Source organism: Mesorhizobium sp. WSM4850 (assembly GCF_055811735.1).
Genome location: NZ_JBVVPV010000057.1, coordinates 21,255 through 33,264 on the forward strand (window position 1 = coordinate 21,255; position 12,010 = coordinate 33,264).

Genomic DNA, 12,010 nt, shown 5'->3' on the forward strand with positions numbered 1-12,010 from the left:
AAGAATGGAACCACAGGCGCCGCCCCGCTTCAACTTCTTTTAGACGCCGCACATATAATAGGCCTTCACGCGCTTTCATTTTGGTCAACGGGCGAGACGGCCGCCGGGCCGTTCTGGCTTGCTGGGCTACATGTTTTGGTAGACTGGTCCCTCTCCACCTTGTGGCGGCACCCAGGTAATGTTTCGGTTCGGATCCTTGATGTCGCAGGTCTTGCAGTGGACGCAGTTCTGCGCGTTGATGACGAAGCGCACGTCCTTCGCCGCGGGATCGGCGGCGGCGTTGCCATCCTTGTCGACCCATTCGTAGACGCCGGCCGGGCAGTAGCGTGTCGAGGGCCCGGCATAGACATCGTGCTCGGAACGCCGCTGCAGATCCATATCCGCGACCAGCAGGTGGACAGGCTCGTTTTCCTCGTGGTTGGTATTGGACAGGAACACCGAGGACAGGCGGTCGAAGGTGAGCACGCCGTCCGGCTTCGGATAGGCGATCTTCTTATGCCTGGCGGCCGGATCCAGCGTCGCATGATCGGCCTTGCCGTGCTTCAGCGTGCCAAAAGGCGAGAACCCGAACAGCGAATTCAGCCACATGTCGAGGCCGCCGATGCCGACGCCGACGACGGTGCCGAAGCGCGACCACAAGGGCTTGACGTTGCGCACCTTCTTCAAATCCTTGCCGATGTCGGTTGCCCGCCATGCCGCCTCGTAGGAAGCCAGTTCGTCATTGGCGCGGCCGGCGCCGATCGCCTCGGCGACATGCTCGGCCGCCAGCATTCCGGAGAGCACGGCATTGTGCGAGCCCTTGATGCGCGGCACGTTGACGAAGCCGGCAGCACACCCGATCAGCGCGCCGCCGGGGAAGGACAGTTTCGGCACTGATTGCCAGCCGCCCTCGGTGATGGCACGGGCGCCATAGCCGAGCCGCTTGCCGCCCTCGAATGTACCCCTGATCGCCGGGTGGGTCTTGAAGCGCTGGAACTCGTCGAACGGCGACAGATAGGGGTTCTTGTAATTGAGGTGGACGACGAAGCCGACCGCCACCTGGTTGTCCTCCAGATGGTAGAGGAAGGAGCCACCGCCGGTCTTCATGTCGAGCGGCCAGCCGAAGGAGTGCTGGACAAGGCCCGGCCGATGGTTCTCCGGCTTGACCTGCCAGAGCTCCTTGAGACCGATGCCGTATTTGCCGGGCTCGCGGCCGTCGGAAAGATGGTATTTGGCGATCAACTGCTTGGCCAGCGAGCCGCGCGCGCCCTCGCCGATCAGCACATATTTGCCCATCAGCGCCATGCCCGGCGCGAAGCCAGGGCCACGCGTGCCATCCTTCTCGACGCCCATGTCGCCGGTGACAACGCCGGTGACCGCGCCCTCGTCACTGTAAATGAGATCCACGACGGCAAAGCCCGGATAGATCTCGACGCCCAGCGCCTCGGCCTTGGTCGCCAGCCAGCGGCAGACATTGCCGAGCGAAACGATGTAGTTGCCGTGGTTGTTCATCAGCGGCGGCATCAGGATATTGGGCAGACGGAACGAACCGGCGGGGCCGAGGACCAGGAAATGGTCTGCCGTGACCGGCGTCTTGAACGGATGTCCCTCCTCGTCACGCCAGCCCGGCAGCAGCCGGTCGATGCCGATCGGATCGACGACGGCGCCGGACAGGATGTGGGCGCCGACTTCGCCGCCCTTTTCCAGGACGACGACGGAAAGCTCGGGATTGACCTGCTTGAGACGGATAGCGGCAGCGAGGCCGGCCGGACCGGCGCCGACGATGACCACGTCGAATTCCATGCTTTCGCGTTCGATCTCGCTCATCAACCCCTCACTGGCTGCCGCATTTGCGCATCTTGCTGGCTTATCCGCTGCATAGCGCATCAATTCGCGACGCGAAACCGGCGCTGACGTGACAATGCCGATTTCGTCAAAAAGGCCGCGCATCGTACTACAAAATCGCGATTTGCGGGTCCACCAACATCGATCCGGGTCCAAACAGAGCCGTTGCCCTGATTTTTTTTAATTGTTCGACGGCTTGCTTATCGGCCATACTTCGCACCATGCGCACATACGGGCCATCCGGCTTTTCATCGACGCGCTTTTTTTCGTCGCCCGGACGGATTTGCCGGGCGCTCGTTTTGGCCCTTTTGCCGCTGGCGTCCGTTGGCGCCCACGCCGAGCCGCAAAGGGTCTGGGTGGCCGGAGCCTACTCCTTTTCCGACGAGCTGGGCGGCTTTCGCATCACCAGCGCCTCGGGCATCGGGACAAAGGAGGACCCGCTTGTCATCACCGAAGAGCTGAATTCGGCGACACCAGTGACACTGACAATCCGCACGACAAAGCCGATCCACCCCTTCGGCACTGCGGGCCAATTTGCCAACGGCCTCATGTATATGCGCATCGACGTGCTCAACAACAGCGGCCAGGCCTGGGTCGAGTTCCAGTTCGAGCTCCAGGAGATACTCCACCGGCCGAGCGTGTTCGGCGACGGCCTGTCGTTCGACCAGCGCAACAAGACGCCTGACAACATCTGGTCGAGCAGCTTTGCCGATTTCGATCGCGACTTCGAACCCTATGACCGGCTGCTGTTCAAGAGCGGCAAGATCGACCCGTTGAAGACGGCAAAATTCGATTACCTGATCACCGACTACACACCACGCTGGACGTTCTATCTGGTGCAGGATCCGCGTATACCGTCGAGCTGAACCACTTCGTCATCCGGGGCGAAGCAGGAGCGAAGCGACGTCGCTGAGGCCCTGGATGACGAAATCATGAAGCATCGCGCCAATCACGATGTTGCAAATTCCTGCCGCGCGACTGAATGTGAAAGCATGACTGCCGTTTCCCCAGACAACCGACCTGATATTGCCGACCTGCTGGCCTTCTACGCCAGCGCCGGCGTCGATGAAGCGCTCGAAGAGGAGCCGCTGAACAGGTTTGCCGAGGCTGCGTCAAAGCCGCCTGAGCGGGGGCCAGCGACAGTTACGCCGCCAACCGGTGAGAACGCAGCGCTGCCACGCTCGACAAGCCTGTCACGCGCCGGAATGGGCGAAAGGCAAGCTGCGGCGCCGGCGATGCGCGCGCCGTCCGGTACGGCGACAGTGCCCGACGAGCAGCAAGCGGCATTGGCGCGACACCTGGCGACGACGGCGGCGACCCTGGACGAGCTTCGCCAGCACATGGCGGCATTCGACGGCTGCAACCTCAAATTCACCGCCAAGAACCTGGTGTTCGCCGACGGCAATCCGAATGCCGCGGTGATGCTGGTCGGCGAGGCGCCCGGGCGCGACGAGGACATCGAGGGATTGCCGTTCGTCGGCCGCTCGGGCCGGCTGCTGGACCGGATGCTGGCCGCGATCGGCCTCGACCGGACCTCGGCCTACATCGCAAATGTCATTCCCTGGCGGCCGCCGGGCAACCGCACGCCGACGCCGCACGAGACCGAGATCTGCCGGCCGTTCATCGAACGGCAGATCGAGCTGGTCAATCCGAAGGTGCTGGTCAATTTGGGCGGCCCCTCGGCAAGCACCCTTCTCAACACCACAGAGGGCATCCTGCGGCTGCGCGGCAACTGGCGCGTCCACACGACCGCCGCCGGCATTGCCATCCCCGCCATGCCAACGCTTCATCCGGCGTATCTCTTGCGAACCCCTGCGCACAAGAAGCTGGCGTGGCGGGATTTCCTTGAAGTGAAGGCGAAGCTTCGGGCGCTGGGTTGAGGGTTCGAGATTAGCCAGTCTCCCCCCTCGTGGTACCCTCGTGGGGAGATGGCCGGCAGGCCAGAGGGAGGCGCGAAGCATGGCCCACTTTCGTGGCCTTCCGATAGGTCGGCGGGACAGCGCCCCCCTCTGCCTTGCCAGGCATCTCCCCCACGAGGGACCACACGGGGGAGATTGGCTGTCATCACGGCTTTCGCAAATCTCCGACGTGATGCTGTACCTATAACCTCCCCGGTAATTGAAATGCATCTGCGGCCGGCCTAGTCATGCGCCCATGACCGCAACCCAGACTTCCGCCGGCAGCCTCATTCGCGAATGGCGCACGCGCCGGCGCATGAGCCAGCTCGACCTCGCCATGGAAGCCGAAATCTCGCAGCGGCATCTGAGTTTCGTGGAAAGCGGCCGCGCCGCACCGTCGCGCGACATGGTCCTGCATCTGGCCGAGCAGCTGTCGATCCCGCTGAGGCAGCGCAACCAGCTCCTGCTGGCCGCAGGCTTTGCCCCCAGCTTCAGCGAGCGTCCGCTCACCGATGCCTCGCTGGCGCCGGCGATGGCGGCGGTCGAGATCGTGCTCAAGGGGCACGAACCCTTCCCGGCTCTGGCTGTCGACCGGCACTGGAACCTGGTGTCGGCGAACACCGCCATCGGCCCGTTCCTGGCCAATGTTGCCGAGCCTTCCTTGCTGAAGCCGCCAGTCAACGTGCTGCGGCTCAGCCTGCACCCGGGTGGCGTCGCGCCGCGCATCGTCAATCTGGCCGAATGGCGCGCGCATCTTCTCGACCGGCTGAAACACCAGAACGACGCTTCAGGCGACCCGGTTCTGGTCGAACTGGAGCGCGAGCTTCGGAGCTATCCGTCCGGCCTGAACGGCGCACGGCCGGTGCCGGTCGAGCCGAACGCGATCGTGCACCCGCTGCGGCTTGCGCATGGCGATGCCGTGCTGTCGTTCATCAGCACCATCACCGTGTTCGGCACGCCGCTCGACGTGACGCTGTCGGAACTGGCGATCGAATCTTTTTTCCCCGCCGATGAGCAGACAAGGACCGTGCTGGTGCGATTGGCGAACGAGCGGGCCGAGCCGTCCTGATCATCCTTGCGGTGGGGTCGCCTGGCGGCTGCGGGCGCGTTCGAGGCCAAGCTGGCGCTCGCGCCAGATGATGAAGATGCCGGCGGCAACGACGATCACGCCGCCGATGAGCATATGACCCGTCGGGACGTCGCCGAAGGCGAGATAGCCGACAACGATGCCAAGTAGCATCGAAGTGTATTCGAAAGGCGCTACGACCGAGGCCTCGGCATGGCGATAGGCGGCCGTCATCAGAATCTGGGCGAGCCCGCCGCAAAAGCCTGCAGCAATGAGCAGGCCCGCCTGCGCCGGTGTCAGCGCCTGCCAGCCGAACGGCAGCGACAGCAAGGCCAGGAGGCTCGCCGTCACCGAAAACCACAGCACGATGGTTGCCGTCGGCTCGCTCTGGACGAGGTTGCGCACCAGCAGCATGGCGACGGCCGAGATCGCTGCCGCGACCAGTGCGGCGATGACGCCGAGCACCTCCTGATCGCCGAGTGCTGCGCCCGAACCCAGCAGCGTCAGTTCCGGCCATGAGATGACCAGCACCCCGACCAGTCCGACCGCAACCGCGCTCCAGCGATAGACGCGGATCGCTTCGCCGAGGAAGATCGAACTGAACACCACCACCAGCAGCGGCTGTGCGTAGTTCAGCGCGATCGCTTCCGGCAGCGGCAGCCGAATCAGCGCGAAGAAGCCGAGCCCCATGGCGCAGACGCCGACAACGCCACGCGCAATGTGGTTGAGCGGGCGCTTGGTCGAAAACGCGGTGCCAAGCTTTCCCTGAAAGGCCAAGAAGACGACGATCGGAAAGATGGCAAAGAACGAGCGGAAGAAGACGATCTGGCCCGCCGGCACCGTGCCCGCCGCCTTGATGCAGGAGGACATGGCGACGAAGACCGCCACCGACACGATCTTGAGCATGATCCCGGTCAGCGTGTTGTGCCCGCCGGGATGGTTCGTCGGGTTCACTTGGCAGCCGCTTCCTGGATCGCCGCCCAGATGCGCGCCGGCGTTGCCGGCATGTCGATGTGCCTGATGCCGTAGGCGCGATAGAGCGCATCCGTCACCGCGTTGAGCGCGGCCGGCGTCGCTCCGATCGTGCCCGCCTCGCCTGCCCCCTTGATGCCGAGCGCATTGGTGGTCGAGGGCACGTTGCGGGTCTCGAAATGGAAGAACGGCAAATCGTCGGCGCGCGGCATGGCATAGTCCATGAAACTTGCCGTCAACAGCTGCCCGTCCTCGTCATAGACCGTGTTCTCGGTCAGCGCCTGGCCGATGCCCTGGACGACGCCGCCATGCACCTGGCCAGCCAGCAGCATAGGGTTCACGGTGACGCCGAAATCGTCGACGATCGTATAGCGGACAATTTCCGTTACGCCGGTGTCGGGATCGATCTCGACCTCGCAGATGTGGGTGCCGTTCGGATAGGTGCATTCGTCCTGCACGAACTCGCCAAAGCCCTTGAGATCGTCCGGGTTCTTGGCTGCCTTGGCGATGCTCGAAAAATCGATCGTGCGGTCGGTGCCGACGATGCGGGCAACGCCGTTGGACAATTCGATGTCGTCCGCCGAGGCTTCCAGCTCATCGGCGGCGATGCGCCTGATCTTGATGGCCAGATCCTCGCCGGCGCGAGAAGCTGACACACCGCCAATCGGAATGGAGCGCGAGCCACCGGTGCCGCCGCCGGCCTTCAGCTCGTCGGTGTCGCCCTGGCGGACATGAATCTTGCCGATGTCGAGATGAAGCTTTTCCGAGAGGAACTGCGCATAGGCGGTCGCATGCCCCTGCCCGTTGGTCTGGGTGCCGATCTTCAGCGTCACCGTGCCGTCGCCGTTCAATTCGACAAAGGCCGGTTCAGAGCCGGGAAAGGCACAGGCCTCGATATAGGTCGCCATGCCGATGCCGCGGATTTTGCCTTCCGCCTTCGACTGCGCCAGTCGCTCCGGGAACGCCTGCCACTCCGCTTGTTCGATGGCGCGTTCCATATGGCCTGCGAATTCACCGGTATCATAGAGGCGGTCGGTCTGCGTGCGGTAAGGGAACTGCTCGGGCCTGATGAAATTGCGCCGGCGGATCTCTTCGACTGGCAAGCCCAGATCGTGGGCGCAGGCGTCGACGAGCTTTTCCAGCAGGAATGCCGCTTCCGGACGGCCGGCGCCGCGGTAGGCATCGACCGGGCAAGTGTTGGTGTAGAGGCCGGTCACCGAAACGTCGAGCGCCTGGATGTCGTAGACGCCGGTCGACATGGTGACGCCGATATAGGGGATGAACGGGCCGTATTGCGAGATATAGGCGCCGATATTAGCGAGGAGATCGACCTTCATGCCGAGAAAGCGGCCGTCCTTGTCCATAGCCATCTCGGCGGTCACGACATTGTCGCGGCCTTGCGCATCGGTGAGGAAATGCTCGGTGCGGTCGCCGGCCCATTTCACCGGGCGGCCAAGGCGCCTGGCGGCCTCCAGCACCAGCGGATGCTCGCGATAGACGAAGCTTTTCGGCCCGAAGCCGCCGCCGACATCCGGCGTGATGACGCGCAGCTGATTCTTCTTGATCTTGAATATGTCGGCCAGGATGTGCTGCATGGAATGCACGCCCTGCGAGCCTGTGGTCAGCACGAAGCGGTTCTCCTGCGTGTTCCACTCGCCGATCGCCGAACGCGGCTCCATGTAGTTGCAGACCAGCCGGTTGTTGATGAATTCGATGCGGGTGACATACGCCGCCCTGGCGAATGCCGCCGCGGTCTTCGCCTTGTCGCCGATGTGGTAGCTGAAGGCGCGGTTGGAGCCGAGTTCCGGCCAGACCAGCGGCGTGCCGTCGTCAAGCGCCGTGGCGGTGCCGGACGCGGCATCCTCGCCCTCATAATCGACCTCGATCAGTTCGGCCGCGTCCTGCGCCAGCGCGCGGCTGTCGGCGACGACGAAGGCGACGGCGTCGCCGACATATTTGACCCGGTCGCGGCAAAGGACCGGAATGTCGCGGGTCGGCGCCTTGGTGCCGTCGGGCTGCCTCTGCATGACGCCGGATTTCAGCTTGCCGAGATGAGCAAGATCCGCACCGGTCAGCACCAGATGGACACCAGATGCCGCCTTGGCCGCCTCGGTCGAACCGAGGGTGAAGCTTGCCTTGGCCACCGGCGAGCGCAGGACATAGCCGTGCAGGAGGTCGGCCGGCTGGATGTCGTCCGTATAGCGACCGAGACCTTTTAGGAAGGCCTGGTCCTCGCGACGCAGCACAGAGGCGCCCATGCCGAATTTCGGTGTGACGACGGTCATGGATACCTCGCGACGATGATTGGAAAACGAGTGCCTGAAATAGGCGCTGCGCCAGTTTTGTCGAGTGACGGTTTCGTGTAAAGAGCGCGTGCTTCACATTTCTTCGACCAGCGGACCCACCTGCCGCTGCGGGAATCGACAGGAAAACCAACGGAAATGCGCACGGACACCGGCCAGGTCTTCAAGCTCGAAGACTATCGCCCCACCGACTATCTCATTCCGGAAACCGGCCTGACTTTCCGGCTGTCGCCGGAAGCCACGCGCGTCATCGCCGTGCTGACGGTCGAGCGCCGTGACGGCGTCGCGGCGTCAGTGCCGCTGGTGCTGGACGGCGATGGCCTGACGCTCGGCCGCATCGCAATCGACGGCCAGACACTCGCGCCCACCGATTTTTTCGCCACGCCCGATCAGTTGACGATCACCACGCCGCCCGCAGCAGCCCGTTTCCAGCTGCTGATCGAAACCGAGCTGGCGCCGGCGCACAACGAAGCCCTGATGGGCCTCTATCGCTCGAGCAACGTCTATTGCACGCAATGCGAGGCCGAGGGCTTTCGGCGCATTACCTATTTTCTCGACCGTCCCGATATCCTGTCGGTCTATACGGTGCGCATTGAGGCGCCGCACCACGAGGCGCCACTGCTTCTTTCCAACGGCAACCCGGCTGGCGGCGGCGAACTTGCCGACGGCTGGCACTATGCAGTCTGGCACGACCCCTTCCCCAAGCCGTCCTATCTGTTCGCGCTGGTCGCAGGCGCTCTCGGCAAGGTCGCGGACAGCTTCGTCACATTGTCCGGCCGCCAGGTCGAGCTCGGCATCTTTGTCGAGCCGGGCAAGGAGCGGCTCGCCGGCTACGCCATGGACGCCCTGAAACGGTCGATGAAATGGGACGAGGAGGCGTTCGGCCGCGAATACGACCTCGACGTCTTCAACATCGTCGCCGTGTCCGACTTCAACATGGGCGCGATGGAGAACAAGGGCCTCAACATCTTCAACGACAAGTATGTGCTGGCCGACCAGGAGACCGCAACGGACGCCGATTTCGCCAATATCGAGGCGATCATCGCGCACGAGTATTTCCATAATTGGACTGGCAACAGAATCACTTGCCGCGACTGGTTCCAGCTTTGCCTGAAGGAAGGGCTGACGGTTTTCCGCGATCACGAATTCTCCGCCGACCAGCGATCGCGAGCGGTGAAACGCATCGCCGAAGTGCGCACGCTCAAGGCACATCAGTTTCCCGAAGACCAGGGACCGCTGGCGCATCCGGTGCGACCGCGCCGCTACCGCGAGATCAATAATTTCTACACGGCGACAGTCTACGAAAAGGGCTCGGAAGTGGTGCGCATGATCCGCACCATTCTCGGCGCCGAGACGTTCCGGGCCGGCATGGATCTCTATTTCGAGCGCCATGACGGCGAGGCTGCAACCATCGAGGACTTCATCAAGGTGTTCGAGGATGTGTCCGGGCGCGACCTCGCGCAATTTTCGCTGTGGTACCATCAGGCCGGCACGCCCAATCTGACCATCAGTTCGACGCACAATGCGGCGGCCCAGGAATTCACGCTCGAGATCGAGCAGTCGGTGCCGCCAACGCCGTCCGAAAGCCGCAAGCGGCTGATGCATATTCCGCTGGCCTTCAGCCTGGTCGGCACCGACGGCAAAGCGGTAGAATATGGCGGCGTCGAGGGCGCCAGCGTCGAGGACGGCGTCATCCATATCCGCAAGCGCCGGCACATGGTGCGCTTCTCGGGCGTCACTGAGCGCCCGGCGATGTCGCTCAACCGCGGCTTCTCGGCGCCGGTGACGCTTTCCGTCGAGCAGAGGGCCGACGATCAGTTCTTCCTTGCTGGCCATGACAACGATACCTTCTCGCGCTGGCAGGCGTTCAACACGCTTTTGACCGAGGCTCTGATATCCACCTTCCGCCAAGTCCTTGACGGCAAGCAGCCCGGTTTCGCATCGCGGTTGATCGAGCTTGCCGGCAAAATAGCCGGCGACGAGACACTCGAACCGGCCTATCGGGCGCTGGCTCTGGCGCTTCCGAGCGAAGCCGATATCGCCCGTGACATCGGCAAGAACATCGACCCCGATGCCATTTTCTCGGCCCGCGAGGCGCTGACGGTCGCGATCGCCGAGGCGAATCGCGAGATATTCTCCGACCTCTACGATCGACTGACCGACAAGGACGCTTTCAGTCCTGATGCGGCAAGCGCCGGTCGCCGGGCGCTGCGCAACACCTTGCTCGACTATCTATCGCTGCTGCATGGAGGTGCGGCGCTTGCGGCCCGGCATTTCCAGTCCGCGACCAACATGACCGACCGGGCCGCCGCATTGAGCGTGCTTGCGCTGCGCCATAACGGTTCGCCCGAGACGGTCAAGGCGCTGGCGGAGTTCGAAGCGAAATATGCGACCGATCCGCTGGTGATGGACAAATGGTTCCATATCCAGGCCAGCGTGCCGGGCCCGCAAACCATTCATGCGGTGCGCGCCCTGACCAGCCACCCGGCCTTCTCAATGGCCAACCCGAACCGGGTGCGCTCGCTCGTCGGCACGTTTTCCAGCGCCAACCAGACCGGCTTCCATCGCGCCGACGGCGAAGGCTACCGGTTTTTCGTCGAAACGGTCCTGCAGGTCGAAAAGCGCAACCCGCAATTGGCCGCCAGGCTGGCGACGGCACTCAGATCATGGCGCTCGCTGGAACCTGCCCGGCAGGGCAAGGCAAGGGAAGCGCTGCTTTCGATTGCCAATACCGAGAACCTGTCGGCCGATTTGCGCGACATCATTGAGCGCACGCTGGCGTAAGGTATGTTGATATTCAGGTGATGCCGGCCTGCGAACGGCGGCTTCCTGCGCTTCCGGTGCTCACGTACCAAAAAGTACGCTCCGCTCCGGTTCTCGGAATCCACCGTTCTCGGCACGGCCTGACCTGAATCTCAACACACCTTAAAAGGTTGCCGCCCGGCACCATCGGGCGGAAAAGCCATTATTTTAGTCGATTTTTGATCTTTTTTCGCTGCGCCTATGGACAAGCCGAATCACCTTTGATTCTTTAGCTGAAGATTCGGAAGTGCGGCGTCGCCGGATCGTCAAGCAGATTTAAGATCGGGGAGAGCCATTTATGGCGAAGGCGGACGCGTGGGGCGCGCCCGGAGGGACGGGTTTTGAGCAGCGTGAGGCGGGAAGCGACGGTCTCGCCGGCAATGCGCGGCTCATCGCCGAACCCGCCTACCGACGGCTTCTGGCAGCCGAGCCATTGCTGCGCCGATCGATACCGGCCCTCATCATCATTTTCCTGATTGTCATCGCGGCACTGCGGTTCCTGTCGCTGATGCACGAGCGCGACGACGTGGAACGCGACGCCAAGGCGATCCTCTCGCTCGCGGCGGGCCAACTGGCCAGTTCGATCAGCGTCGATGCGAACATGGCCTCGACGCCTGGCGCGACGCAGGACTTGTTGGAGGGCATCAGCCGTCAGGGCGCCATGGGCCGAAGCCACGTGCTTGCGGTCACCGACAGCGCGTTCAAGATCGTTGCCGTGACACCGCAATCGACGGGCTGGGAAGGGCGGTCGCTCGACGCCATCGCCCAGGGCGGTCAACCGCTGTTCATGTTCGGCGACCGCGCCGGGGTGATGGAGGTCAGCATCGGCGGCCAGGAATGGTATGCCGCGGTGAGCTTGGCAAACGGCAGGAATGGTGCTGCCGCAGCGCTCGTCCCGCAGGATGCGGTCTTCGACACGTGGCGCAAGACCGTTTCGCTCAACGTCACGCTGTTCGTGCTGACGGCCGGCGTGCTGATCATCGTCCTCTATGCCTATTTCGGCCAGGCGGCGCGCGCCCAGACCGCCGACCGCATCTATCTCGAAGCGGGCCACCGCCTGGGCATGGGGGGGGGGGGCGGGCGCGGGGGGCGGGGGGGGGGGGGGGTGGGGGGCGGGCAGATGTTATGGTGGGGGTGGGTGTTGG

The 12,010-nt window shown here is 63.6% G+C and carries 7 protein-coding genes and 1 pseudogene; 5 read left to right on the plus strand and 3 right to left on the minus strand.

Going from position 1 to position 12,010, the window contains the following annotated elements; genetic code table 11:
• Nucleotides 1–126: 126 nt before the first annotated feature.
• Nucleotides 127–1,806 carry an electron transfer flavoprotein-ubiquinone oxidoreductase gene (locus AC0L2Z_RS31560; RefSeq protein ID WP_473630207.1) on the minus strand — a complete coding sequence of 560 codons (1,680 nt, stop codon included), beginning with the start codon at nt 1,804–1,806 and terminating at the stop codon, nt 127–129.
• A 239-nt stretch (nt 1,807–2,045) separates the two neighbouring features.
• Here AC0L2Z_RS31560 and AC0L2Z_RS31565 point away from each other — a divergent pair, with 239 nt between their 5' ends.
• The 3 genes from AC0L2Z_RS31565 (at nt 2,046) to AC0L2Z_RS31575 (ending at nt 4,791) form a co-directional block, all read left to right on the plus strand.
• Complete coding sequence (locus AC0L2Z_RS31565) at nt 2,046–2,690, plus strand: hypothetical protein (protein ID WP_287212996.1); 645 nt, start codon at nt 2,046–2,048, stop codon at nt 2,688–2,690.
• Nucleotides 2,691–2,816: 126 nt separating this feature from the next.
• Complete coding sequence (locus AC0L2Z_RS31570) at nt 2,817–3,704, plus strand: uracil-DNA glycosylase (RefSeq protein ID WP_473630208.1); 888 nt, start codon at nt 2,817–2,819, stop codon at nt 3,702–3,704.
• A gap of 274 nt (nt 3,705–3,978) precedes the next feature.
• Complete coding sequence (locus AC0L2Z_RS31575; protein WP_473630209.1) at nt 3,979–4,791, plus strand: helix-turn-helix domain-containing protein; 813 nt, start codon at nt 3,979–3,981, stop codon at nt 4,789–4,791.
• Here AC0L2Z_RS31575 and AC0L2Z_RS31580 read toward each other — a convergent pair whose 3' ends face one another.
• Nucleotides 4,792–5,694: a DMT family transporter gene (locus AC0L2Z_RS31580; RefSeq protein WP_473630212.1), complete on the minus strand. Its 903-nt coding sequence runs from the start codon at nt 5,692–5,694 to the stop codon at nt 4,792–4,794.
• Between the two features lie 44 nt (nt 5,695–5,738).
• Nucleotides 5,739–8,045 carry a xanthine dehydrogenase family protein molybdopterin-binding subunit gene (locus tag AC0L2Z_RS31585; RefSeq protein ID WP_473630210.1) on the minus strand — a complete coding sequence of 769 codons (2,307 nt, stop codon included), beginning with the start codon at nt 8,043–8,045 and terminating at the stop codon, nt 5,739–5,741.
• Between the two features lie 156 nt (nt 8,046–8,201).
• Between AC0L2Z_RS31585 and pepN the strand changes: the two genes are divergently transcribed.
• Both pepN and AC0L2Z_RS31595 read left to right on the plus strand, forming a co-directional pair.
• Nucleotides 8,202–10,847 carry an aminopeptidase N gene (gene pepN, locus AC0L2Z_RS31590; RefSeq protein ID WP_473630211.1) on the plus strand — a complete coding sequence of 882 codons (2,646 nt, stop codon included), beginning with the start codon at nt 8,202–8,204 and terminating at the stop codon, nt 10,845–10,847.
• Nucleotides 10,848–11,163: 316 nt separating this feature from the next.
• Nucleotides 11,164–12,010 (plus strand): annotated as a pseudogene (locus AC0L2Z_RS31595) (PAS domain-containing sensor histidine kinase); the annotation flags it as partial.

Coding starts and splice junctions, on each gene's coding strand:
- AC0L2Z_RS31570 (WP_473630208.1), top strand. CDS start 2,817: ATGACTGCCGTTTCCCCAGACAACCGACCTGATATTGCCGACCTGCTG.
- AC0L2Z_RS31565 (WP_287212996.1), top strand. CDS start 2,046: ATGCGCACATACGGGCCATCCGGCTTTTCATCGACGCGCTTTTTTTCG.
- AC0L2Z_RS31575 (WP_473630209.1), top strand. CDS start 3,979: ATGACCGCAACCCAGACTTCCGCCGGCAGCCTCATTCGCGAATGGCGC.
- AC0L2Z_RS31580 (WP_473630212.1), bottom strand. CDS start 5,694: ATGCTCAAGATCGTGTCGGTGGCGGTCTTCGTCGCCATGTCCTCCTGC.
- AC0L2Z_RS31560 (WP_473630207.1), bottom strand. CDS start 1,806: ATGAGCGAGATCGAACGCGAAAGCATGGAATTCGACGTGGTCATCGTC.
- AC0L2Z_RS31585 (WP_473630210.1), bottom strand. CDS start 8,045: ATGACCGTCGTCACACCGAAATTCGGCATGGGCGCCTCTGTGCTGCGT.
- pepN (WP_473630211.1), top strand. CDS start 8,202: ATGCGCACGGACACCGGCCAGGTCTTCAAGCTCGAAGACTATCGCCCC.